The following is a 23,779-nucleotide window of genomic DNA, read 5'->3' on the forward strand; positions in this document are numbered from 1 at the left end:
AGTCTCGCAATGCGAGTCAACGAACGTCCGTTGTACCTTGGAAGCCGCCCTATATGTCGCGCTGGGTCGACGGGTCGCTGCGGGTCGACCTTCGCGTGTCGGCGAGCCGACGAGCCACCGTTCAGCAGTTGATAACACCGGCGAATGTGATTGACGTGTAGAACGGTCTCCAGGCATGGGGCGCTAAAATTGTACGTAGCATTGGTCCGTTCCGTGGAACCGATTGCCCCATCCCGATCTATCAACGGCAGGCAACCATGAACACTCACTACGCGTGTTTCGTTCGTCCGGCGCTGGCTGCAATTTGCGTGGCTTCCCTCGCAACGCTCGCCGCTTGCGGCGGAAACGCCTGTATCGGCCTCGACAGTTGCGGTGGCGGAAACGTGACGCCAACCGTCGCTATATCCGGCACGGCCGCCACCGGTAGTGGGGTCGCCAGCGCGACGGTCAGCTTCAGTTGTGTGCAGGGCTCGGGCTCCACCCTGTCCGACGGCGGTGGACACTACGCGATTACGTTCAATGCCACGCCTCCCTGCATCCTCACCGTGACCTCTGGTGGCATTGGCCTGCATTCGGTGGCATTTGCCGGCGGCACCTTCAATACGACGCCAGAGACCGAACTGATGTTTGTCTACATCGCTTCGCAACTCGGCACGAGCGAGAGCGGTCTGATAGCGGGCTTCCCGACCAACTCACAGTTCCAGGAGGTGCTGGCAAACCAGGCCGACGTGCAGGCTGCGCAATCGGCAGTCGTCACGAATCTACAGCAGCGCTATGCGCTCACGCTGACGGCACCGGCGTTTCTAACGACATCCTTTACCGTTGGCCAAATAGGTGTCGACCGCGACCTGGGCGCGCTAGCGGCAGCAGGGGCTCTCGACGCCAATGGCATGCCCGATCAGGCCGCCGTCTCGCTGCTGTCCGCGGCGGGTCTCGCCCATCCGCTTACAGCGACGTCCGCACCTTTTTCCGGCACTGGCAGTACGGGCAGCAACAGCGGAATGATGTGACGTGCGGCGAGCCCGGGGCCATCGAGTCAGCCCCGGCGCCACAAGAGGTTGCGCTCGTCTACTTGGAAGAACACCACCCATCTTCCTGCTGGGCAGCGTGGGCAGTGAGCATCGTGGACTGGAGTCGGCCAATATCTGCCGTTCGACGGCACGGCATAGATCGTCAACAATCAGCGGCGCCATCCCGAAACTGGATGCGTGTTTCCATTGCCGCTCAGTGAAGAACTATTCCACCGTCGGCAGCTGCGACCCGTGAGCGATCCGACTTCGCATGCTGGAATAGGCACGCCGGCGGTTGAACACCGGATCAACCGTTGTTCATCTTCTCCAGCAATCGAAACCCTTCGGGCCAATTGCCAAGGTTGCTGTCGGCGTTGAGATGTCCCTTCGCTCCAACTTCGACGAGTTCGCTGCCCCACGCAGCTGCGCAGGCGCGTGCGTGGTCCACGCTGCCGTATGGATCGTTGGTGCTGGATACGACGGTCGTCGGAAACGGCAACCGCTCCGATGGCAGGGGCGCGAATCCGCCCGCGGCTACCCGGGGAAACGCCGGTGATGCCGGGTCCGGCACGGCCACAAGCAGCGCGCCACGAATCTTCCGCGCGTACCTGGCAGCCCAATGGACCACGGCCAGACATCCGAGGCTGTGCGCCACTATGACAGTCTCCCTCCCGTTTGCCGCTAGCTGCCGTTCTATCGCCGCTACCCAGTCATCGCACACGACGTAATCCCAATCCTCGACTGCGAGGCGTTGCCAATCCGGATGCGCGGCTTGCCATACGCTCTGCCAGTGCAATGGACCAGAGTTGCCGATGCCAGGAACAACAAGAACGGGGTAGTCCATCTGCCAGATCTCCATGAGTGAATGAGCATCCAGTGTAAAAGCTCGCGAATTCAGGCAACATCGCAAATCAAATGGATTGATGGTCATACACAAACGAATTGACTGAGCTTGAGGGTGCTCACAAATGAAAACTAAGCCGGTAACGTTGGACAGGCTCGACTGGCGGATCTTGGAGGTGCTTCAGCGCAATGCACGTGTCACCAACACGCAACTTGGGAAGCAGATCGGGCTTTCTCAGCCGGCTGTCACCGCCCGCATCAGAAGGCTCGAGGAGCGGGGAGTCATCGAGGGCTACGCGGCGCGGATAAACCCCGGCCTCGTCGGTCGGGGCATCGCGGCGATCGTGCGAATCCGCACCACCCACGCTGAGATTGAGCGTTGCCTGAGCGCCTTCGAAGCAATGCCTGAGATCGTCGAGGCGCACCGGATCACTGGTGAAGACTGCTTCATCGTTCGGATTGTGGTTGAAGAGATGGCCCAGCTCGAAACCGCAATCGACGCGCTTGCCAGATTCGGGCCCGTGGCCACTTCTGTCGTGCTAGCGAGCTATCCGCCGAAGGCGATCCTCGGATCGCAGACTTGACGGGCTGCTTTGTAGAAATCTGGATGACCGCTTCGGGTCGGTACGCGTCAGCTGGTTGAGGCGCGCGTCGGCGAGCAGCGCATGAACGCCGACGATCGCGGGAGGAGGGTCTCTTGTCGGCATGCGGAGAAAATCGGTTCCCCGGTTTTCCCTTCGATGTCCGTGGGCTTGGTCCATCTGAGCAAACTGAGCAAACAACGTGAAGCTTCCGCCGACGTATTCCCGCCGACGTTAAATCGGTGCTCGCCGCCACGGGTTCTTCGAAAAGAGTTCGCAGCCAGACCCAACAGAGAGTAGACGGGCCTGGAACATGGCTAAGGATTGCGCGTTCAGCGTCCCCATACTCGTCGTTAAATGTCGGGTACTGCCGCTCAGTGCGTATCCTGCCTCACATACCGTGATTGTCGCGCACACGTTTGGTCACAAGGGAGGTTAGGTCAATAGGTACGACTGTGCGGATTTGAGGTGAGCCGCACCGGGTGAGGCGCAGTTGGGAGCCGTTGCGGTCCAGACGATGTCGAAAAAGACATATTGCATTTGTGTGCGCTGCAGCAGTCTCATTTTTGATTCAACATTGTGAACCGGTATGCGGGTAAGCCCTTGAATGTTGACCAGAAAGCGTTCTTCAATTGGGGTGCGACCCGGCATGAAAATGACATTTGCTGCTCTGCACAAGTGCGCCATACTATTGACCGACGGAACGGATACGCAGCACGCATGCGCTCGGGCGGCAGGAGACCTCTGCGGCCGCTTCCGATCGTCAATGGCGAGCTATGCAGGCGGTATGCGCGAAGAAGCTTCGATCCATTTTCGTCGATCAACCGGGAGGTGGACATGCTGACTTTGGCCGAATTGCAAAGCACGCTGCAAATCGAGTACGAACTGCAGCTCGAAGCGATGGACGAGCAGACATTGCGTGGGCTGCTCGCGGATCCGATTGCACTCAACGCACTGGTGCCGGCTTTTATGAGCTTTGCGGAGGGGCGCCGGATAGCGGAAGCAACACTTGTACAACTGCTCGCTCGCGAGCCGTCGAACGCCGAACGGGGCATTCCGCATGAGGCCGCGCCCCTTTGGGCGCAGTGGCTCAAACCATTCTGGATGCTGCCGCTCTTCGGTGCACGCAAGGGCGAGTAAAGGCGCCCGGCCGACCCGATCAACGCCGAATGGAATTGCGCTGGACCATGCATACCGATATCGCGACCGTCCAAGCGGCAGAGGCCGGCCCGCTACGGACGTTGGTCGGCACCTTCGCGCGGACGTTCCGACGTCTGCTACCCCGCCGTACCCGCCGCTCGGGCAGGCAGGCTCCGTCTTGTTGTACTGCGCGATATGTTTGTTCGACGCCCGGCCCGCTTCATCGTCTCGATGATATACACGAGTATAAGAGCCCGACGCTCACGTACGACTGCGGCAACCGTTCGTAGAATGGCCGTCTTGGGACCATCCGCATATCATGGTTCCATGGACGGTGCGATTGTTATGTAGGAGGCGAGGATCGAATCGGCAGGGCTTAGTTTGGACGCTTGTGAACAGTTGTAGGACATCACCCGGCCAACGCGTTGACACAATGAGTCTCCTCAGGTTCCTACCTTCCCACCCCTGGGAAAAACGGAACCTCCTTCGAAGCCGGCTTCCGCCGGCTTTTTTTTACCGAGCGGTCAGCGAGCGGCGGAAAGCGCCTGCCACCGGTAGACAGGCGCAGACCCCGGCCAAGTACGGCGCGTCGACCTCGACCTCGGGCCGAGGTTTCAACGTCGGCTGAGGTACAAGCCCTCGATTTGTTGCACATCGACGACGGCCAGAGCAGGTACTTGCCGGCCAGGAATGCCCAATGAAGTTCAGGCTGCGGGGCATAAGGAGAGGAAGACGATGAAAAAGATTGGATACCCCCGCTTCACCGCCATCGAGCTGTGGGTCCTCGCCGTCTCCATAGTCATCGCAGTCGGAGTACAGATATGAGTGTAGCGCCCACGCCAGCGCATCGCTCGTGCCTCCCTCCGAACGACTTTTCCGACTGTCTGCTCCGCCAGCTAAAGCTCCCGTTGAGATACCGTCGGTCGAGGGGCAGAAGTGGGTCGCTTACGGAAGCTCGCCGGTCAGTTCCGGCCCGTTCGTGGACAATCGGGAAACCCAGCAGCAAGGCAATGGTCGCTGGGATCGCGGCACAAGGGAGGCAACCGCTCCCAGGTTCCGGCGTGCGCCGAAGATTGACATTTCCGGCGCACAGGTCGTTCCGCGATTGATCAAGCAGCGGTTCCGGTGTGGCACACCACAGCGGGAAGAAGGGGAAGGTACTACTCGCCTCCAAAATAGAGTTGCTTCATGTCTTCGATAGAGGCGGGGCGAACGACCGCGCGGGAACCGGACGTCGATGAGCCGAAGGGCACGCCGCCATACGCGGTTGGGCTCTGGGTCGATATCCGTGCCTCCGCCGCCTGGATGTCGCTCGGATAACTCGCATCCTCGCCTTTGACCGGATCATACCCGGCCTGTTCGAGCTGCTGTAGCTCCGCCCGCACCTGGGCAAGTGTCGGTGTCGGATCGGTCTGAGAGACCCCGCGCGCACTCGACGAACGCTGGGCCGTCGCGCTGCTCTGCATGTGGACGCTCAGCGCCTGGTTGGCCACCCTCAGAATGCTGCAGATCGTTGACCTGCCGTGGCATGAACACTATTCGATCCTGACGCTTACCCTGTTCACGATATTCATGGCTTTCCGGCTTCGGGCGATCACGGCAGCGTGGCTGGTCGGGCTTTGCGTCGCGAGCTACCTGCTCATGCTCTACCTCCAGCCTCCGGGCGAGAGGTTCGGCATGCACCTGTCGTCGGTGATTGCGCACGGCACGAGCGTGCCGCTGACATATGCCATCGGGCTGGTTGTCAGTATTCCCTTGGAACGTTCGGCAAGACGCGAATTCATGTATCAGCGCAACTTGCGCGCGGCCAAGGCGCGCGTCGAAGCTGCGTCGCGGATCAGGGACGAACACGCGGTGGAACGCGACCTCGACGTCATCCAGGAGACCGCGTCCGACATCCTCGACATGTTCAAGGACATTCAGGACTATAGCGAGTTGGGCTCGTATGTTCCCCGCCTGACGTCGGTCAATACGCTCAACCTGTTGACCGAGGTGCTCGAGCAGTACCGGCAGACGGCCCAGTTGCGGGGAATCGATCTCAGACTCGCGCGGCGACGAGTGGCCCCGCCGTCCATCGAGACCGACCGGTCACCCTTCAAGCGGGCCATATTCTCAACGGCACGTTCATGCTGCTGTGTGACGACGAACCAACCGTCCTCGAAGGCCTGCGACGCCTTTTCTCGAGCGCGGGCTCGCTTGTGCAGGCCGCGGAGTCGATGGTCGGGTTTGAAGCCATTCTCGCCGATGATAGCCGCATTCCCGATTTCATCGTGACCGATATCCGGCTGCGCGATGGGGCCTCCGGCAAGGAGGTTGCCGATCGGATCAGGCGTCACGTCGCGTGGGTGGGCGTTATTCCGGTCGCATTTATCACCGGCGAGTTACTCTCCGTTCAAGTGCTTCGCGACTTTCCGGAGCCATTCGTGCTGCTGCGCAAGTCCTCGGCACCGGAAGATCTGGTGGCGAATATCAGCCGGTTCGTTGCGGCCCATCGGAAGGTGAGTCTCGATCTCGCGAAGGATCGGTGACCGATAGCGTCCCGAGCGTTACGCCCTTGTCGGCCAGCATCACGATGAGTTCAGTGCGGCGCCGCCGTTCGTCGGCTGTGCTACTGCTGATTCGCGTGCCGGTGCCCCGGCGATGTCGATCGCGCGCCTCAGCCCGGCGATGCTCGCTGCGGGCAGGAACACGCCGCCTGAAAGCACGGCAACGATCGCGGCATGGAGTGCTTCGGGCGACGACGATTTCGGCACGTAGCCCATCGCGCGGAGTTCGAGGCATCGACCGACCGTCTCCATGCTTTCATCAGCCGATACGACGACCACGGGCAAGGACGATCGTGCGTCTTTCAACCGGACCAGCGCGTCGCAATCGTGCCCGTCAGGGAGTTCGAGGTCGAGAAAAACGATGTCCGGCTGCTCGGTCATCGCCAGATCGACTCCATGCGATAACGTATTCGCATGCAGCAGTTCGACATCCGGAAAAAGCTCCCTGATGAGCAGTCCGAGACCGGCTCTGAAGAGTTCGTGATCATCGACGAGCAGTACGCGCATCGCATCGTCTCCCGGCAACACATGCACATTCGTACGGATGAAGCAAGCGGCGTTCGAATTGCAGCAATCGGCCACGGTGGCAGTATTCGAACGATCTTACACGCGGTTTGCCGTTGAGACCGGCCTATGTCACGCGATGCGAAAAGCGAACGAGTGTATCGGCGTCTGACTTCTCCCTGCTTGACTGGCTGGAACTGCTGATGGCGCACAATTCCAGCCGATCGCCTGTATCGGCGCTTGTCTTTCAAGGGTACTGTCACGTTATTGGCAGGTTGACGGAGATCCGGCGACAATCTCTGATATGAAACGAGCCGCCCTGCAGCACGACGCACCTGCCACCGACACCATTTCCTATGCCGGCTACCGATTCCCGCCCGACGTGATCGGCTACGCGCTGTGGTTGTACTACCGTTTCCCATTAAGCCTGCGCATGGTCGAAGAACTGCTGGGCGCGCGCGGCATCGATCTGACCTACGAGACGGTGCGGCGCTGGTCGGTGAGGTTTGGCCTGGGCATTGCCCGGCGTATTCGCTCTACCGCGTTGGCCCGCGGCGATAAGTGGCACCTCGACGAAGTGGTGGTCACCATCAACGGCAAGAAGCACTGGTTGTGGCGTGCGGTGGACCAGCACGGCGCGCCCCGCGTGTACTGATCACCGACAAGCTCAAGAGCTACGCCGCAGCGAACAAGGATCTGGGGTTGAACGTCGAACACCGCCAGCACAAAGGATTGAACAACCGGGCGGAGAACTCGCACCAGCCAACGCGGATACGCGAGAAAGTGATGCGCCACTTCAAGTCAGTGCGTCAACTACAACGATTCGGTTCGGTCCATGATCAGGTGGGCAACCTGTTCATGCACTGCCGATATCACACGGATGCGCAACAGAAGCGAGAGGTACGCACCCAAGCCTTCGAGGCTTGGGAGAGGGTGACGTGCGTCTCGATGCTCGGACGTCTCGCCGCATGAGTTCATCATCCTCGCGCGCCGCGGTTTCGTTCGGCCGCACATTGTCGCCGCGCTTCTGAAGCAGGATGTCGAGTTCAATGCCGTGCTCATCGACTGCACGCCACAGCAGCCAGGGCTCGCCGCGCAGCGTCACGAACATTTCGTCCAGATGCCATGTGCTGCCCGGCTTGCGACGGGCAGTCCTGACCTGATGCGCAAAACTGGCGCCGAACTTGTCCGTCCACCGCCGGATCGATTCATGGCTGACAACCACGCCGCGCTCGAACAGTAGCTCCTCGATGTCGCGAAGGCTGAAGTTGAAAGCGGAAATACCACCGAACCGCGTGGCTGATGACTGACGCCGGAAATCGATGGCCATGGTAGAGCGATTTCGTCTTCTTCATCACGTCATCTTGGCTGACCAGCGCGCGAGCGTGACAACGCCCTGCGAAGGCAATATAGTGAGCCGGTGCGACGGCGAACCCTGAGTATTCGTTGACGAGCGCAAGCGCACCCGCGGACTCGAAGCTAAAGCGGCAAACGTCCAGGCGTTTGGGTCGACTTATTCGTAGCCCGCGGGTGCATGTTCCGCCTGCACTGGCAGCAAGCTCCCAGTGCAACCAGTATCAGCGAAAGCGGAACGGACTATCTATATCGGGTCGTACCGGTTTTAATGAACGAGATATTCCAACGTTCTTGCTTTAGGTCGACCATGTGCGCACGGGGCGAGGCTTGCTTGGGTGACGAAATCCAGCATTATTTCGAGTCCATCGCGGTCCGCCGTTGCATGAATGCCGTCGTGACTCCCTTGGCGTAATCAAATAAATTTCAGATGCCCAACAACGACACTCCCGAACCACAAGCCGTCTGTGATCCGATTTCCCGAAGTGCGATCTTCCTCACACTCACGGTAGCGCGCGGCGAAGGCCAAGCCGACACCGTGCGTGAATGGTGCGGCGACATTGCCGCGCTGGTCCGCGCGGTCGGCACGCGCGCGCCTACCGCTAACCTTTCTTGCGTGTGCGGCTTCGGTTCCGAAGCGTGGGATTTTCTTTTCGGCGCGCCGCGTCCCGCGTCGCTGCATCCTTTCATCGAGGTCGGATCGGGCGAGCGCCGCGCCATTGCCACACCCGGAGACATCCTGCTGCATATCCGCGCGGATCACATGGATCTATGCTTCGAGCTCGCGTCACAGTTGCTCATCAAACTGGGCGACGCCGTCACGGTCGTCGACGAGGTGCAGGGTTTTCGCTACTTCGACCTGCGCGACATGGTGGGCTTCGTCGACGGCACGGAGAATCCATCAGGGAGAAGCGCCCCGAACCACACGATCATCGGCGAGGAGGATTCGGAATTCGCGGGCGGCAGCTATGTGATTGTGCAGAAGTACTTTCACAATATGGATGCATGGGATGGCCTGACGGTGGAGCAACAGGAAAAGATCATCGGGCGCAAGAAGCTGTCCGACGTCGAACTAGACGCGGCTGTGAAGCCCTCGTGCTCGCATAGCTCGCTCACGACCATCGATGAGAACGGCCAGGAGATCAAGATCCTGCGGCACAATATGGCCTTCGGCCGTCCTGGCGCAAAGGAGTTTGGGACATACTTCATCGGCTATGCGCGCACGCCCGCGCCGATCGAGCAGATGATGGAAAACATGTTCGTCGGTCGCCCGCGGGGCAATTACGACCGATTGCTCGACTACAGCCGCGCAGTGACGGGAGGTCTCTTCTTCGTGCCGTCCGCCGATCTGCTCGACGCGCTCCCGGACAGAGGCTCTGCGGCGGCGTCGACGTCATCTCAGCCGTCCAGCACGCCATCAAACGAAACAAGCCGCAGAGGAACATAGAGGTGGCCTCGCGAATTCGGACAGTCGGCTAAGTGGACGGGCCGGGGCCTGAGCCAGCGATAATGCTGGCAAAGGATAATTGTCTCGCACCACCGCCCGTTGAATATCATCGAAAAGAGTCGGCAGCGAGTCTGATAACGCCGTACGACCTTGATGAGGACTGGCTGCGCGGCGCGCGTCACCTGCACATAACTGGCATTTTTCCCCTGTCTCCTGGATGCCTGGCGCTCACGCAACGTGCGATCGATGTGATGTGCGGTGCCGGCGCAAGCGTGTCTTCGATCCAAACTTCAGGGCCGCCCTCTGGGCATCGCAGGACGCGATGCGCTCAAGGCTCATTGAGCTGGCAGCCTCATGCGACACGGTCATGCCCGGAGTGGCCGAGGGGCTCGCTCTCGCCGGGACCGGTGAGCCAGCGGCGATCGCGCGATTCTTCCGCGACCGCGGCGCGGCTCGGGTGATTGTCAAACTCTGCCCGCACGGCGCGTATTTCGATGACCGGGCGGCTGGTTCCGGCACTGTGCCCGCGCATCCGGTCTCGCGGGTGATCGACACCGTGGGCGCCGGAGACGGCTTCGCGGTTGGCGTTCTCAGCGCCTTGCTCGAAGGACGGGACGTGTCCGACGCGGTTCGACGCAGCGCCTGGATCGGTGCTCGCGCGGCGCAAGTGATTAGCGACACCGAGCGATCGCCGCACCGCGAAGAACTGGAAGAGGCCGGGCTGTGAGCAGGCGGCACGGCCACCCGAGCTATCGGCGCAACGTTCAACGCTTTAATGAATCCGAGAGAAAGAAGATGACCAAGGTATTGGTTCTTGGGGTATTCGTACCTTTCGTGCAATTTCTGGCAGTCATCGCCCGCAGAGTCCCGTCCCACAAGGATTTCCCGTGCTGCCCCAGTTCCTCAGAACGCGAATTCACCAAGCCATTGATAAATAAACGTTTTTAGACACCAGCCGCCAGAAATTGCACGAAAGGTACGAATACCCCGTAACAGGCGAGCCAGAGTGATGTGTTACGAGGTCAAGAATTAGCCTAACACCGCCGATATCCGAGTCGCGCGTCTCGCGAGGCGGCACCGTCCGATGCGACTTGACTATGCCACAGATGCGCCTAAAATGTACATATCATGTCCATGTACATAGGAGCAGGGAAATGGCAACTGCAACGGAGCGGATCGTCGTCCAGGTGACGGCGGTTCAGAAGCGGGCGATTGCGAGCACGGCGAAGCGCCTCGGGCTTAACGTGAGCGAATTAATGCGCCAGGCGGCGCAGGGCTTCACGCCGTCCGAGGATGAACAGGATATGCATGCGCTGATCGCGCGCGTGAACGCGTCCACGAGCGAAGCGAACGAAGCGCTGGACGACGCGCTCGCGTTCGTCGCGGAGTCGAACAAACGAATCGCGGCGATGACGGAAGGTAAGCACTGATGGGCGTCACAGACAAGGTGTGGGACGCGCTCACGACCGTTATCAAGATGAACGACAAGGTCGTGTCGCTGGCTGGCACTGTGAAGGATCAGCAGGTCAAGATTGAGGGCTTGACGGAGCGCGTTATTCGACTCGAAGCGACGTTGGAACTCATGATGCGCGCAGGCGGCGACACGAAAAAGCTCCCGCGCTAACAGGAAAAGTCTCTCAGCGCGAGCCAAGAAGCAATGACCGCTCATTTGAAGCGAAACGGTGTGGGCTGAAACGACGGAGAGAGCGATGAGCCACGATGAGCATGACGCGGCAATGGATGAAATGTACGAGCGCATCGGCGACGAGTTGTATCCTGAGCACCGCGTTCAGGCGATTGGAGAATTCACGGCGGATCGCCTGCGCTCATATTATCTTGCCAATCCACTAGTCATGCGACCTGCCATCGATGCCCATCACGAGGCGAAGTGCCTCAGGGATGACGGCCATCACTCAGCAGCCGTCGTGTTTTCTGCGACGACGATCGAGTTGCTCTTAAAGGACGCGAAGCAGTGGAGTACGGCCGGGCAAAAAAATTGATTGCGCGCTCACCATTGCTGCCGGGGGACGACCGATGAAGACGGTCTGTGAAGTCCTGGGTGTGTCGCGCTCTAATCTCGCGGTGAAATCAAAGCGCGACGCTGAAGGGGTCGACAAGCGCAAGACGCCGGCCCGTGACGACATGCCGCTCGTTGCGGAGCTCCAGGGGCTGATTGCTGATTTGCCCACTTACGGCTACCGGCGCGCCTGGGCCCTCCTACGGCGAAACCGGGACGCACAGGGGCAGCCTCGCGTTAATGCAAAACGGGTTTATCGGGTCATGCATACCCACGGCCTGCTGCTCGAGCGCCGCGCTCGACATCCCGAATCCAGGCGCCGGCACGATGGCAGGGTCGCGGTGGACCGGAGCAATGCGCGCTGGTGCTCGGACGGCTTCGAATTCCGTTGTGATGACGGCTCGCCGCTGCGCGTCATCTTTGCGCTGGACTGTTGCGACCGGGAGGCTATGAGCTGGGCTGCGACCACTGGAGGCTATACCGGAGACATGGTGCGTGATGTCATGCTTCAGGCTGTAGAAAGCCGTTTCGATGGTGCGCTGAAAACCGACAGCGAAATCGAGTGGCTCAGCGACAACGGTTCCTGCTACATTGCCGGGGAGACGCTGGCGTTCTCAAAAAACGTGGGCCTGAAAGCCATCACGACGCCGGTCAGAAGTCCGCAGAGCAACGGGATGGCCGAAAGCTTCGTCAAAACGATGAAGAGAGACTACGTCTCGTGGATGCCGAAGCCGGACGCGGGAACGGCGTTGCAGAATCTGGCCATCGCGTTTGACCATTACAACGAGTTGCATCCGCACAGCGCCCTGAAATACCGCTCACCACGCGAGTTTCGCCAGCGAGCAAATTCACCAACCTAAGCGTGACCGCATGTCCGGTCATGCAGGGGCAAGTCCAACGATTTCGGCACCGGCTATTCGAGCCTCGCCTATTTGCAGACTTTCATGATCGACGTTCTGAAGATCGACAAATCGTTCGTCGACACGATCGCCCAACAGGCGGCGTCGAGCATCGTTGCGCCGCATATCATCGACATGGCGCACGAATTGGGGGTGGAAGTCGTGGCGGAGGGAATCGAGCGCGACGAGCAGGTCGAGTATCTGCTGCGCCGAGGCGTTCAGTACGGACAGGGCTCGCTGTTCGCGAAGGCCATGCGCCGCGAGGAGCTGGTCGCGTGGCTGGAGGCGCGCCGCGCGTCGCACGCGCCGGCGCAGCCCGCGATCCAGTAGTTCGGCGCCCGGCCGTGCCGGGCGTGATGCGCTTACTGCTTGACGCCTTCGGCCTGGATATGCAGCGTGGTCTTCATGTTGAAGCCGTACGCCTTGCCGAAATCGATGCCGAAATCGTCGCGATTGAACGTCGCGACCGATTCGGTGCCGCACACTTCGCGCTTCAGCATCGGGTGCTGGATGCACTTGAACGATTCGATCTTCAGGTTGACCGGTTTCGTGACGCCGTGCAGCGTCAGCGTGCCGATCACTTCGACCGGCTTGTCGCCGTCGAAGCGGATCTGCGTGCCCTTGTAGGTCGCGGTAGGGAACTTCGCGGTGTCGAAGAACTTGTCGCCGACCAGTTCCTCGTTGAGCTTGTCGTTGCCGATGCCGACCGAGGTCATGTCGATTGTCGCCTCGACCGTGCCGGTCTTCGCCGCGCGATCGAGCACGACGGTGCCGCTGCTTTTCTGGAACTTGCCGCGCCAGATCGACAGGCCGCCGAAGTGGTCGGTCTCGAAGCTCGGCGACGTGTGCGTCGGATCGAGCAGGTAGGTTTCGGCGGCGGCCATCGCGTTGAACGAGCATGCAGCGGCGAGCGCGCCGGCGGCGAGCAGGAAGGATTGCTTCAAGTTGGACTCCAGAGGTCGAAGGGTAAAGCGGTGCTGCGGCGTTGTGGGTTATTTCTTCGCCGCGACCAGATGAAATTTGATGACGACTTCGTCGGCGACCACCGACGTGTCTTTCCATTCGCCGGTGCCGACGTCGAACTGCGTGCGCTTGATCGGCAGCGAGCCGTCGAAAGTTTGCGTGGCGCCCTGGCTCGCGATCACGACCGGCACGACGACCGTTTGCGATTTGCCTTTGATCGTCAGCTTGCCGGTCACCTTGTACTGGTTGCCGCCAGCCGGCGCGATCGAGCTCGACACGAAGGTCGCGCTCGGGAAGGCGCCGCTGTCGAACCATTCCTTGCCTTGCGCCTGCTTGTTGTAGTCGTCGGCGCCGAGGTCGTAGCTCGCGGTGTCGATCGACACGTTCGCGCTGCCCGCGGCAGGCTTCGCCGGATCGAAATTCAGTTGCGCGGAGAACTTCCTGAACTTGCCGTCGACGGGCACGTTCATCTGTTTGGTCGTGGCGATGACGCTGCTTTTCGCGAGGTCGACGTCGGCGTGCGCGAGGTTCGCGCCGAGCAGCGCAAGCACCGCCAAAGAAGCGAGCGTCGCGCGACGAGTGGAGAGATAAAAAGGTGTCTTCATGATGGTACGCATCCTATCCGAGCTTCGCGGCCTGATTGCACACCGCGAGGAATTTGATTGCCAACCAGTCGTAACCAATCGACAGAAGTTATGGCTTTCTTCAAGCCGTCATATCGTTATGCGCGGGTCTTCAGAAACGGCACCATGCGCGCGAGCAATCCGTCGCGATCGATGAACTGATGCTTGAGCGCCGCAAGCACGTGCATGATCACGAGCGCGAGCAGCGTGTAGTTGAGCAGCACGTGCACCGTGCGCAGCGCGGCCTTCAGCGCGTGATCGGGACCGATGATTGTCGGCAGCGGCACGATGCCCAGATACACGACCTGAATGCCGGCCGCCGAGCTGTAGAAGTAGCCGGACAGCGGAATCGCGAGCATCAGCAGATACAGCAGGCCGTGCACCAGATGCGCGGCGGCCTTCTGCCACGCGGGCGTCGCGGCATCGAGCGCGGGCGCGCGATGCGTCGCGCGCCACAGCACCCGCAGCAGCGCCAGCGCGAACACGGTCACGCCAATCCATTTGTGCCACGAGAAGTACTTGAGCTTCGTCGGCGTGAAGCCGGGGATATCGGTCATGATCCAGCCGATGTAGAAGCCGCAGATCATCAGCGCGGCGACCAGCCAGTGCAGCGCGATCGCCGCGCCGTGGTAGCGCGTGGGAGCGCAAGCGTGTGTTTGCATCGTGTTCTATCCGTTGCTCGCGAGAAGCCGCGTGAGAATGCGGATAGTAGGGATGCCCATTCAAACTGAATAGGCGGGTGGGCGGGAACAGATCGTTGTTGCGGTGATGTTAATCGTGTCGGGAGGTATGCGCGCTGAAAGGTCCGCGCATGAAGGCACGCACGCTGCTATGGAGCGCTCGCCGTGGTACCGCTGTGGTAATTTGTTGCCCCGAACAACAAGGTTGCGCGCTTTGCGCAGCCACCGACATAACTCATTATCCGGGCGTTAAGCCGTGAATTCCGTTTTTCTTTCCTGGAGTATTGCCGCGCTCGCCACCGCCGGCGTGATCACACGGCCGTTCAAATGGCCCGAAGCCGTGTGGGCCGTCGCCGGCGCGGTGCTGCTCGTCGCCCTCGGCCTATTGCCCTTGCATCTCGCGGTCGAAGCGATCGGCAAGGGCACTGACGTCTATCTGTTCCTGTTCGGCATGATGCTGCTATCGGAAGTCGGCCGCCGCGAAGGGCTGTTCGACTGGGTCGCGGTGCTCGCTGTCAATCATGCGCGCAGTTCGCCGCGCAAGCTGTTCGTGCTCGTGTATCTGTTCGGCGCGGTGATCACCGCGTTTCTTTCCAACGACGCCACCGCCGTCGTGCTGACGCCCGCCGTGTTCGCGGCGGCGAAGAAAGCGAAGACACCGCCGCTGCCGCTGCTGTTCGTCTGCGCGTTCGTCGCCAATGCGGCGAGCTTCGTGCTGCCGATTTCGAATCCGGCCAACATCGTGCTGTACGGCAATCACACGCCGCCGCTGGGACCGTGGATGCTCCGCTTCACGCTGCCGTCGGTGCTGTCGATCGCCGCGACCTTCGTGATGCTGCGCTGGACGCAACGCGAGGCGCTCGCTGGCGTCTGCGAGGCAAATCTCGACGCGGTCGAGCTGTCGGCGAGCGGGCGCGTCGCGCTCGCGGGCATCGCGGTGACGGCCGGCGCGCTGCTGACGGTCTCCGCCTACGACATCCAGCTCGGCCTGCCGACCGCGATCCTCGGCACGCTGACCGCGCTCGTCGTGCTGATCAAGGAGCGCAGATCGCCGCTGCCGATGACGCGCGAAATTTCGTGGAACGTGTTGCCGCTCGTCGCCGGGCTGTTCGTGCTGGTCGAGATGCTCGATCACACCGGTGTGATCAACCTGTTCGCGGGTGCGTTGCGCCGCGCGACCGAACACAACGAAATGGAAGCGGCCGGGTGGGCCGGCGCGAGCGTCGCGTTCCTCAGCAATCTGATCAACAACCTGCCGGCCGGCTTGATCGCGAGTTCGACCGTGATGCAGGCGCATAGCCCCGAGCGCGTGATCGACGCGCTGTTGATCGGCGTCGACCTCGGGCCGAACCTGTCGATCACCGGCTCGCTCGCGACGATCCTGTGGCTCAACGCGATTCGCCGCGAAGGCGAAGACGTCAGCTTCATGAAGTTTCTGAAAGTCGGCGCGCTGGTGATGGTGCCCGCGCTCGTGCTGGCGCTTGGGGCGCGGATATTAACTGGCTGAACGGATGCCGGACCCGCCCGCCATCAGCGGGCTTGTGCAGGAACCGACGCGCGTCGCGCCGGCGAGCTGGTCCAGTCGCGCGCCGACCGAGCGCAGCCTTGCTTCGAGGTGGGCGACGCGCTGGCGTTGCGCGGGCACCATCGACGAACGGTTCAACGCATGCAGCCGACGATGCCAGTACGACAACGGAAAACGGTCGCGCCCAGAAAGTGCGTTGAAAACGACTTCGAGGTGGGCGATTTCCTTGTCGATATCTTGGTAGCTCATCACAAAGGTCCAGGAAAGAAGGTGGGATAAGGGGCGCGCGAACCTGACAGGGATCGCAAGGTCCGTTCCATCCCGCCTATATGTAGTCAATATCAGCCGTGCCGGCGCAGAGCGCCACATCGGGCGCGCGCCTGGCGCGGTGCGCGATGGTAAGAAGCGGCAAACTCCATGCAAGCTTTACGCGGCGCTCCACCTTTCAACGGGACAACGGGAATTCACCAGGCGTGCCGGCGAGGCGCGTGTCCTATGCTGAGTCAACCGCGTGGGCCGGTCTCGGGGCGATCGAAACCGCCAGCGCGACGGCCCGGCGCGCGCTTTCAACGTGGCGCGATCACGAGCGGTTGCGCATAGCTGACCGTCGGCGCGGGCACCACCGCATAGTTGAGTGCGGGCGGCGCCGCGACGATGGTCGCGGCCGCCACTGGCACGGCGACAGGCGGTGCCGATACGTACACGGGATTGACCGGCACCGGGTAGTAGACCGGCCGCGGCGGCGGCGCGTAAACGACGGCGGCGGGCAGATAGACGACGACTCGCGCGTAGGCAGCGGAAGAACAGGCGAGACCGATGGCGGTGAAAGTCGAGGCGCAGGCGAGACGGATAGTCATTTGGGACTCCTGATACGTGAATGCCGACGAACGGCAGACGGAACGATACGCAGCAGGCCCGCAAAACGAAACCGCGAACTCATTTCATTCGATGTCAAGCTGCAGCGGCACCCGGTGCCGTGACATGATTCGACATGATTCTCGAATTGCGATCGCGCGGCGTCTGACCAACAATTCGGCCTGTCATCGAAACGGCTCGCGGCACGCAGGCAGGCGACGGTCGATGTTCCAACCGAAGGAGTCAGTCATGAAGAAGTTGCTCGCCACCGTGCTGCTGTGCTGCGCGTCCACCGTCGCGTTCGCTCAGGCCGCCGCGCCGCAAGGTATCAGCCAGCAGCGGATGGAGCGCATGGAGCAGCAGTTGCAAACGCGTTTTTCAAGCGCGAACACCACCCACGACGGCAAGCTGACGCGCGACCAGGCAGCGGCCGGCATGCCGCGGCTGGCGCGTCATTTCGACGAGATCGACACGCAGAAGGCCGGCTACATCACGCTCCCGCAGATCGAGGCATTCATGCAGGAACGCGGGGCCGCACACTGAGCGGCTCGGTTATCGAGGAGCTTTCGGATGGAACGCCCCGCCAGGATCATCGTGCTCGACGACGAAGCCGAATTGCGCAACATGCTGCTGCGCTTTCTGCGCGGTCATGGCTTCGACGTGCGCGCGGCCGAGGACGGCAAGCGCCTGAATCGCTACCTGGAGCGCGAGCCGTTCGACCTGCTGATACTCGATCTGATGATCGGCGAAGAGGACGGCCTCGAGATCTGCGCGAAGCTGCGCGCTCAAGGGCAGACCTTGCCGATCCTGATGTTGACGGCGAAGGGCGATCCGCTCGATCGCGTGACCGGCCTCGAAACCGGCGCCGACGACTACCTCGCGAAACCGTTTCTGCCGCGCGAACTGGTGGCGCGAATCAATGCGTTGCTGCGCCGCCAGAAGATGGCCGCGGGCGACCTCACGCTGACGTCGCAGCGCGTGCGTTTCGGCGACTTCACGCTCGACATCGGCAAGCAGGAGCTGTCGCGCGCGGGCGAGCCGCTCGAGATTCATTCCGCGCAGATGCTGCTGCTGGTCGCGCTCGCGTCGTCGCCGAATCGTGCGGTGAGCCGCGACAACCTGCTCGCGCGTGCGCGAGGGCGCGACCATGACGCGCTCGATCGGAGCATCGACGTACAGGTGCTGCGGCTGAGGCAGATCGTCGAGGACGATCCGTCGAAGCCGCGTTTCATTCGCACCGTCTGGGGCGTCGGCTATATGCTCGTCGCCGATGTCGAATCATGATGCGCTCACTGTCGCGCGCACTGCTGCCGCGCACGCTGCTCGCGCGCAATATCGCGCTGTTGATCGCGCTCGTGATGCTGAGCCAGATCTGCTCGATCGTCGTGCTGCTGCATTACGTGCAGCGGCCACGCGTCGAACGCGCGGCGGCCGTGTTCGCGACCTACGTGACGACGCTCGACAACCTGCTCGCGGCCACTCCGCCCGCCTCGCGCGCGGCGCTGACCGCGCGTCTCGACGCGCGCGAGCAGTTGCCGCCCGAAGCGACCGACACACCGCCGCACGATCTGTTGTATGTGTACAGCACCTATCAGCGCGGCGTTTTCATCGACAGCCTGCAGAAGCATCTGCCCGCCGATATGCCCGTGCGGTGGCAGACCGAGGGCGCGCAGCGGCTGTGGATTCGCATGCATGCGCCGGCTGCCGGGTCCGACCACGCGGCCGGTTCGTCGGTCAGCGCGCCATACTGGATCGCGCTGCCGGTTCCCGAGGACGCGCAGGGCAGCGGCCTCGAAGCGGCGATCTTCCTGTCGTTGGGTCTCGGCGTGCTCGCCGCGCTCGCCGGCTACGCGATCCAGCTGCACCTGAACGAACCGTTGCACGAGCTCACGCAAGCGGCGCGGCGTGTCAGCGCCGGCGACCTGCCCGCGCCGCTGCCGACCGACGGCCCCGCCGAAATCGCCGCCGTGGGCAGCGCTTTCAATCAGATGACGCGCGCGTTACAGGACGCCGAAGCGACGCGCGCGTTGATGCTCGCGGGCATCTCGCACGACATCCGCACGCCGTTGACGAAGCTGCGCCTGTCGATGGCGATGGCGATGCCGCAGGGGGCCGACAGCAGTTTCGTCATCGCCGCCGAATCGTATCTCGATCAGATCGAGACGATTCTGCAGCAGTTCATGGATTACGCGGGCAGCGGCGAGCGCGAGGAAGCGCAGTCCGGCGATCTGAATGCGCTGATCGAACGGCTCGCGGGCGACTTCGCGGGGCTCGGGCACGAGTTCGACCTGTCGCTGGGCAGCTTGCCGGCCGTTCGATATCGGCCGATCAGCATGATGCGGCTGCTGATGAATCTGATGCAGAACGCGATCGTCTACGGCGGCAGCGGGCTTGCGGTGCGCACGTGGGCGACGCAGGACGCGGTCACGGTTGCGGTCGGCGATCGCGGTAAAGGTTTGACGGCGGAGGAGTTGGAGAAGCTGAAGGCGCCGTTCCAGCGCGGCCGCAATGCGCGTGCGCATAGCGGCGGCACGGGGCTGGGGCTGTCGATCGTCGAGCGGATCGCGCGGCTGCACGGCGGCGGCCTGCAGTTTCATCCGCGCGACGGCGGCGGCCTCGAAGTGTGGGTCGTATTGCCGGTCAAGGCGGCATGATGGAATGAGGACGTGGCGTTCTTGCCGCTCACTCGCGATCGAGCCACGCGTCGAGCCCGACCCGAAACGCAACGCCCGCGATGACCGGCACCGTCAGCATCAGGATGATGCCGAAGTTCGGGATCTCGTCGCCGTACATGATCGGGTTGTACAGCACGACGCCCGACACGATCGTGAACATCACGACGCCAATGGCGACCATCAGGAGATTGCGCACGGACATGGACAGCGTCTTGCGCTTCGGCTTGTCCGTCGTGTCGTGAGCGCCGGGTGCTTCGTCGTGTTGGGCAGGCATGATGGTTCTCGTGGCAAAAAATGCGGCATCGGAAGCGGGTGCGGAGGGCACCGCGCCCGGCATCATACCCGCACCCGCGCGGCTGATGCAGATCGGGGCCGCGCCGTTGCGGTACTCATCCTAACCAACAATATATGCCATTCCAGGCCGCGATTTCAGGCGTCGGCAGTCGACCCCGCCGGAGGCGCCGAATCCGCGCGAGACGCCGATGCAAGCGCGCAACCGCTCAGGCCGAGCTCGTCGAGAATCGCGCTCATCAAGCCCGTGCGGCGCCATTGCAGCCACCTGATGTAGCACGTCTGCGACGGCGGAAACGTGCCGGGCAGCCGATGCCATTTCTCGTTGCGCGTGACGACCCACAGAATCGCGTCCAGGATCTCGCGCGGAGGACGCGCGGGCCGGCCCAGACGTTTCTTCGGGTCCTGCTTGAACAGATGACTGATGCGCGCCCAGGCGTCATCGGAAAGAGGAAGATCTAGCATGCCGCGAACACCTGACTGACCGGTTTATGTCGATCTTACGGTTTGGGCGGTTCCTTCTAATTCCGGATTTACGCGGGGTTTGGCCCGCTGAACCGCGGATTGCTTCGCGTCCGATGATGCTAGCGTTGCTTTCCTGACCTTCATCTGCGACGCGCCGGGGATTACCGCGACCACGTTGAAGGAGCTGACGCTGATCTCTTTGGGACTAGGACGCCGCTTCGGTGTGGTCGAGCCATTGCGCGAACTCGTGTCGCAACTGCGCGATATCGAGCGGCTTGCCGAGTAGCCGTGCACCCGGAATCGCCGCCCCGATCTCCGCGCTGCGACCGTAGCCCGACACCAGCAGCACGCGTATCTCCGGCTGCACGCGCCGCACCGCGCGCGCGAGTTCGTGGCCGGACATGCCGGGCAGCGTGAGGTCGGTCAACAGTACGTCGTAGCGTTGCGTGTTCGCGAGCGGCAACGCTGCTTCCGCGCTCGCGACCGCGGTGCAAGCGAGGCCTAACGCGCCGAGCAGTTCGCCGAGCGCCTCGCGCGATTCGGTGTCGTCCTCGACGAACAGCACGCGCGCGGCTCCGTGGGCCGCACGCGGCTGGATCGGCTTGTGCGGCTTTTTCTTCGGCTCTTTGTTCGACGCTTTCCGCGGGCCCTTCGCAGTGGCGCACGTGTTGGCGCTTTCGTACGCGGCGGGCGGCACGCATGCGGCGATACGCGCTTCGCGCATCCCGGCCGCGAGGTCTACGCGCGCGGCGCCCGCGCGTAGAACGTTACGCACCAGACGGGCAAGATCGTCGCGCCGGTACGGCTTCGACAGCAGCGTGATACCGGCGTCGAGCTTGCCGTGGTGGACGATTTCGTCGCGCGTATAGCCCGACGTGAACAGCGTAGGCAGCGGTGGCGTGCGCGCGGCCGCGCGTTGCGCGAGCTCGACGCTCTTCAGCCTGCCGGGCATCACGACGTCGGTGAACAGCAGATCGATCGGCATGTCGCTGTCGATGAATTCGAGCGCCGCGTCGCCGTTCGACGCGGTCAGCACCTTGTAGCCGAGCTGCGCGAGCATTTCGACCGCGGTCAGCCGCACGTCGGCATCGTCCTCGACGACGAGTATCGTTTCGCCGCCGCCGACCGGTGCCGCGGTGCCATCGACGGTCTCCGGCGTCTCCGCCTCGCAGCAGCGCGGAAAGAACAGCGACACCGTGGTGCCGAGTCCCACTTCGCTTTCTATCGACACATGCCCGCCGCTTTGCCGCGCGAAGCCGAACACCATGGACAGGCCAAGGCCGGTGCCGTGGCCATCGGGTTTGGTCGTGAAAAACGGCTCGAACACGCGTTGCAGCACTTCGGGCGGCATGCCCGAGCCGGTGTCGGCAACCGAGAACTCCACGTATTCGCCGGGCGACAACTCCGGCTTGCCGCGGCAGAACGCGGCGTCGAGCGTGCGGTTGGTCGCGCGCACGGTCAGCACGCCGTCGGCGCGCATCGCGTCGCGCGCATTGATCGCGAGATTGAGCAGCGCGTTTTCGAGTTGGTTGCGGTCGACCTGCACGTTCCACAGATCGTCGCTGAGCACCGTGTCGATCCGCACCGTTTCGCCGAGCGCGCGATGCAGCATCTCGCTCATGCCGGTCAGCAGGCGGCGCGGATTCAGCACGGTCGGCGACAGCGGCTGACGCCGCGCGAACGCGAGCAGATGTGCGGCGAGCTTCGCGCCGCGTTTGACGGCATCGGTCGCGGCGGATAGACGCCGCTGCGCGACCGGGTCGTCGTTGGCGTCGGCGGCGAGCATCTGCAGATTGCCGTTGATCACCTGCAGTACGTTGTTGAAGTCGTGCGCGACGCCGCCCGTCAGGCTGCCGATCGCTTCCATCTTCTGCGCCTGGCGCAGTTGTTCCTCGGCGAGCGTGCGCGCCGCGATCGAATCGGCGACGCGCTGCTCGAGCGTTTCGGTCAACTGAAGAAGCTGCTGTTCGGCGATCTTGCGATCGTGAATGTCGATCAGCACGCCCGGAAAGCGCGTCGGTTCGCCGTGTTCATTGAACTGGCAGCGGCCGTTCGCCTGTACCCACATATAGCCGCCGTCAGGCCGCCGGATTCGGTACTCGGCGCGAAACGGCTCGCCGCTGCGGATCGCTTCGGCGATCAGGCGGTCGTTGAGCGCCTGGTCGTCGGGGTGGATCATCTGCGTCACGGCATCGCGCGCGACGCCCTTCGACGCTTTGTCGCGCGCAAACAGGAAGGTCCGCGCGAAGCGTTCGTCGCCCGTGACCTCGCCGGTGCGCACGTCGAGCACCCAGGTGCCGAGCACCGCGCCGGTGTTCAGAGCGAGCTGCAGGCGTTCGTTGGTCTCGTGCAATTCGGTTTCGGCTTGCTGGCGCATCCGCTCGGTCAGCACGCGCCCGGTGGTCTCGACGACCATCGCGAGCACGCCGGCCGGCGCGCCGCCGTCGCCCGCGACCGGGCTGTAGTACAGATCCATCCACACGTCTTCCGGCTTGCCGTCGCGCAGCAGCATGAGCGCCTTGTCGCGATACGACAGCGAGCCGCCCGCGAGGCAGGTAACCATCACGTGATGGTTGAAATCGGCGACTTCGGGCCAGCCGTCTTCGACCGGACGGCCGAGCAGATATGGATGCCGCCCGCCCGCGAAGACCGCATAGGCGTCGTTGTAGATCATGTAGCCGGGCTCGCCCCACAACAGCACGAGCGGCACCGGCGAGGCGAGCATCATCTGGACCGTCGAGGTCAGACTGCGCTGCCAGTTTTCGATCGCGCCGAGGGTGGTGGCGCGCCAGTCGAATTCGCTGATGCGTCGCGCCATCTCGCCGCGCCAGCCAGCGCAGCCGCAGTCTTGTGCCGGAAAAGGCATGCAGCGCTCCACGTGAAATCACGTCGAAAATGATTGGCTCTTGACCGAAGCTTCGAGGGTTCGCGCGCGTTGCGCAGCCTCGCGAACCCCAAATATTGTAGGGCACAACGCCTTATCGGTGATGCATCGCAGACGCTATTCGGGGTTTTGCCGGGTAAGCACCCGTGTCCGAAACCGTACCAATTTGGCACCTCGTTCGATGCGCGGGCGACATTTACCGCGAGGCGCGTTTGCTGCGCGGCGAAAGCGGCAGAAGCGCCCGCATTTCCGGCGTGGCTCGATACCTTCGCGTAGGGCGTGGTCGTGCCCGCTGTCAGGTGCGAATCGTGCTGCCGTCCCCGATTCCTGCGCGAGCTTCGAACGTCAACGGAACGCACCGTACGATGGCGAAGGAAAACATCACACGATATCCACTCCCCAAACCCGCCGTCGAGCTCGTGAGCAGCCACGAGGCCGGCTATCTCGAGCATGGCCGGCGCTATGCAATGGAGTGCGA

At 62.6% G+C, this 23,779-nt stretch carries 25 protein-coding genes and 4 pseudogenes; 17 read left to right on the plus strand and 12 right to left on the minus strand.

Annotated elements, in window-relative coordinates:
- The first annotated feature begins 257 nt into the window (after positions 1-257).
- Positions 258-1,010: a hypothetical protein gene (locus F6X37_RS29825; protein ID WP_187613785.1), complete on the plus strand. Its 753-nt coding sequence runs from the start codon at positions 258-260 to the stop codon at positions 1,008-1,010.
- Positions 1,011-1,317: 307 nt separating this feature from the next.
- On the opposite strand, the gene F6X37_RS29830 is transcribed toward F6X37_RS29825, so the two are convergent.
- Complete coding sequence (locus tag F6X37_RS29830; protein WP_187613804.1) at positions 1,318-1,854, minus strand: RBBP9/YdeN family alpha/beta hydrolase; 537 nt, start codon at positions 1,852-1,854, stop codon at positions 1,318-1,320.
- A 124-nt stretch (positions 1,855-1,978) separates the two neighbouring features.
- Here F6X37_RS29830 and F6X37_RS29835 point away from each other — a divergent pair, with 124 nt between their 5' ends.
- Positions 1,979-2,437 (plus strand): Lrp/AsnC family transcriptional regulator, encoded by a 459-nt coding sequence (locus F6X37_RS29835; protein WP_187613786.1) that lies wholly within the window; start codon positions 1,979-1,981, stop codon positions 2,435-2,437.
- Positions 2,438-3,154: 717 nt separating this feature from the next.
- On the plus strand, positions 3,155-3,574 hold the full coding sequence (locus F6X37_RS29840; RefSeq protein ID WP_187613787.1) for a hypothetical protein: 420 nt from the start codon (positions 3,155-3,157) through the stop codon (positions 3,572-3,574).
- A 1,160-nt stretch (positions 3,575-4,734) separates the two neighbouring features.
- On the opposite strand, the gene F6X37_RS29845 is transcribed toward F6X37_RS29840, so the two are convergent.
- A complete protein-coding gene (locus F6X37_RS29845) occupies positions 4,735-5,040 on the minus strand; it encodes a DUF4148 domain-containing protein (protein WP_187613805.1) in 306 nt (101 codons plus the stop codon).
- 34 nt (positions 5,041-5,074) lie between these two features.
- Here F6X37_RS29845 and F6X37_RS37250 point away from each other — a divergent pair, with 34 nt between their 5' ends.
- Positions 5,075-5,848, plus strand: a complete 774-nt coding sequence (locus F6X37_RS37250) for a hypothetical protein (RefSeq protein WP_262420078.1) — start codon at positions 5,075-5,077, stop codon at positions 5,846-5,848.
- Positions 5,740-6,102: a response regulator gene (locus tag F6X37_RS29850; RefSeq protein ID WP_262420077.1), complete on the plus strand. Its 363-nt coding sequence runs from the start codon at positions 5,740-5,742 to the stop codon at positions 6,100-6,102. Before F6X37_RS37250 ends, F6X37_RS29850 begins: the two co-directional genes overlap by 109 nt.
- Positions 6,103-6,141: 39 nt before the next feature.
- Here F6X37_RS29850 and F6X37_RS29855 read toward each other — a convergent pair whose 3' ends face one another.
- Positions 6,142-6,627 (minus strand): response regulator transcription factor, encoded by a 486-nt coding sequence (locus tag F6X37_RS29855; RefSeq protein ID WP_187613789.1) that lies wholly within the window; start codon positions 6,625-6,627, stop codon positions 6,142-6,144.
- Between F6X37_RS29855 and F6X37_RS29860 the strand changes: the two genes are divergently transcribed.
- Complete coding sequence (locus tag F6X37_RS29860) at positions 6,535-6,744, plus strand: hypothetical protein (RefSeq protein WP_187613806.1); 210 nt, start codon at positions 6,535-6,537, stop codon at positions 6,742-6,744. The two genes, F6X37_RS29855 and F6X37_RS29860, sit on opposite strands and share 93 nt — an antisense overlap.
- A gap of 184 nt (positions 6,745-6,928) precedes the next feature.
- A pseudogene (locus F6X37_RS29865) lies at positions 6,929-7,596 on the plus strand (IS6 family transposase).
- Here the strand turns inward: F6X37_RS29865 and F6X37_RS29870 are convergent.
- Positions 7,565-7,979 (minus strand): annotated as a pseudogene (locus F6X37_RS29870) (IS6 family transposase); the annotation flags it as partial. The pseudogenes F6X37_RS29865 and F6X37_RS29870 overlap by 32 nt on opposite strands.
- 428 nt (positions 7,980-8,407) lie before the next feature.
- On the opposite strand from F6X37_RS29870, the gene F6X37_RS29875 reads away from it, so the two are divergent.
- The 6 genes and pseudogenes from F6X37_RS29875 to F6X37_RS29905 form a co-directional block, all read left to right on the plus strand.
- The gene (locus F6X37_RS29875; protein ID WP_187613790.1) at positions 8,408-9,424 is read left to right on the plus strand and encodes a Dyp-type peroxidase; all 1,017 of its coding nucleotides are present in this window, start codon (positions 8,408-8,410) and stop codon (positions 9,422-9,424) included.
- 217 nt (positions 9,425-9,641) lie between these two features.
- Entirely contained in the window at positions 9,642-10,151 is a 510-nt protein-coding gene (locus F6X37_RS29880; RefSeq protein ID WP_262420076.1) for a carbohydrate kinase family protein, read from the plus strand.
- A gap of 427 nt (positions 10,152-10,578) precedes the next feature.
- Positions 10,579-10,854 (plus strand): plasmid mobilization protein, encoded by a 276-nt coding sequence (locus tag F6X37_RS29885; protein ID WP_131317393.1) that lies wholly within the window; start codon positions 10,579-10,581, stop codon positions 10,852-10,854.
- Positions 10,854-11,048, plus strand: coding sequence for a hypothetical protein (locus F6X37_RS29890; RefSeq protein WP_187613791.1), 195 nt, complete (start codon positions 10,854-10,856; stop codon positions 11,046-11,048). Before F6X37_RS29885 ends, F6X37_RS29890 begins: the two co-directional genes overlap by 1 nt.
- 339 nt (positions 11,049-11,387) lie before the next feature.
- Positions 11,388-12,301, plus strand: a pseudogene (locus tag F6X37_RS29900) (IS3 family transposase); the annotation flags it as partial.
- A gap of 36 nt (positions 12,302-12,337) precedes the next feature.
- A pseudogene (locus tag F6X37_RS29905) lies at positions 12,338-12,670 on the plus strand (EAL domain-containing protein); the annotation flags it as partial.
- A 32-nt stretch (positions 12,671-12,702) separates the two neighbouring features.
- Here F6X37_RS29905 and F6X37_RS29910 read toward each other — a convergent pair.
- The 3 genes from F6X37_RS29910 to F6X37_RS29920 all read right to left on the minus strand — a co-directional run bounded on the left by F6X37_RS29910 (position 12,703) and on the right by F6X37_RS29920 (position 14,588).
- Positions 12,703-13,284, minus strand: a complete 582-nt coding sequence (locus F6X37_RS29910) for a YceI family protein (protein WP_090806381.1) — start codon at positions 13,282-13,284, stop codon at positions 12,703-12,705.
- Between the two features lie 48 nt (positions 13,285-13,332).
- Positions 13,333-13,908 carry a YceI family protein gene (locus F6X37_RS29915; protein WP_090810112.1) on the minus strand — a complete coding sequence of 192 codons (576 nt, stop codon included), beginning with the start codon at positions 13,906-13,908 and terminating at the stop codon, positions 13,333-13,335.
- Between the two features lie 116 nt (positions 13,909-14,024).
- The gene (locus F6X37_RS29920) at positions 14,025-14,588 is read right to left on the minus strand and encodes a cytochrome b (protein WP_187613792.1); all 564 of its coding nucleotides are present in this window, start codon (positions 14,586-14,588) and stop codon (positions 14,025-14,027) included.
- 274 nt (positions 14,589-14,862) lie between these two features.
- Between F6X37_RS29920 and F6X37_RS29925 the strand changes: the two genes are divergently transcribed.
- The gene (locus F6X37_RS29925) at positions 14,863-16,113 is read left to right on the plus strand and encodes an arsenic transporter (RefSeq protein WP_187613793.1); all 1,251 of its coding nucleotides are present in this window, start codon (positions 14,863-14,865) and stop codon (positions 16,111-16,113) included.
- Here the strand turns inward: F6X37_RS29925 and F6X37_RS29930 are convergent.
- Together F6X37_RS29930 and F6X37_RS29935 are read right to left on the minus strand one after the other, a co-directional pair.
- Positions 16,102-16,380, minus strand: coding sequence for a hypothetical protein (locus F6X37_RS29930; RefSeq protein WP_184065276.1), 279 nt, complete (start codon positions 16,378-16,380; stop codon positions 16,102-16,104). The genes F6X37_RS29925 and F6X37_RS29930 overlap by 12 nt on opposite strands.
- A gap of 317 nt (positions 16,381-16,697) precedes the next feature.
- On the minus strand, positions 16,698-16,988 hold the full coding sequence (locus F6X37_RS29935) for a hypothetical protein (protein ID WP_184036386.1): 291 nt from the start codon (positions 16,986-16,988) through the stop codon (positions 16,698-16,700).
- Positions 16,989-17,235: 247 nt separating this feature from the next.
- Here F6X37_RS29935 and F6X37_RS29940 point away from each other — a divergent pair, with 247 nt between their 5' ends.
- From F6X37_RS29940 to F6X37_RS29950, 3 genes are read left to right on the plus strand one after another with little or no spacing between them, the layout of a single operon-like run.
- Positions 17,236-17,529 (plus strand): EF-hand domain-containing protein, encoded by a 294-nt coding sequence (locus F6X37_RS29940; RefSeq protein ID WP_187613794.1) that lies wholly within the window; start codon positions 17,236-17,238, stop codon positions 17,527-17,529.
- A 27-nt stretch (positions 17,530-17,556) separates the two neighbouring features.
- Positions 17,557-18,270 (plus strand): response regulator, encoded by a 714-nt coding sequence (locus F6X37_RS29945; protein ID WP_090806371.1) that lies wholly within the window; start codon positions 17,557-17,559, stop codon positions 18,268-18,270.
- On the plus strand, positions 18,267-19,640 hold the full coding sequence (locus F6X37_RS29950) for an ATP-binding protein (RefSeq protein ID WP_187613795.1): 1,374 nt from the start codon (positions 18,267-18,269) through the stop codon (positions 19,638-19,640). The genes F6X37_RS29945 and F6X37_RS29950 overlap by 4 nt, the downstream gene beginning before the upstream one ends.
- A gap of 28 nt (positions 19,641-19,668) precedes the next feature.
- Here F6X37_RS29950 and F6X37_RS29955 read toward each other — a convergent pair whose 3' ends face one another.
- The 3 genes from F6X37_RS29955 to F6X37_RS29965 form a co-directional block, all read right to left on the minus strand.
- Positions 19,669-19,935, minus strand: coding sequence for a hypothetical protein (locus tag F6X37_RS29955; protein ID WP_184036397.1), 267 nt, complete (start codon positions 19,933-19,935; stop codon positions 19,669-19,671).
- 155 nt (positions 19,936-20,090) lie between these two features.
- Positions 20,091-20,417 carry a transposase gene (locus tag F6X37_RS29960; RefSeq protein WP_090806367.1) on the minus strand — a complete coding sequence of 109 codons (327 nt, stop codon included), beginning with the start codon at positions 20,415-20,417 and terminating at the stop codon, positions 20,091-20,093.
- A gap of 205 nt (positions 20,418-20,622) precedes the next feature.
- On the minus strand, positions 20,623-23,283 hold the full coding sequence (locus F6X37_RS29965; protein WP_187613796.1) for a response regulator: 2,661 nt from the start codon (positions 23,281-23,283) through the stop codon (positions 20,623-20,625).
- Between the last annotated feature and the right edge of the window lie 496 nt (positions 23,284-23,779).

The sequence above is a fragment of the Paraburkholderia sp. 31.1 genome, assembly GCF_014397645.1.
In the GTDB taxonomy this organism is placed as follows: domain Bacteria; phylum Pseudomonadota; class Gammaproteobacteria; order Burkholderiales; family Burkholderiaceae; genus Paraburkholderia; species Paraburkholderia tuberum.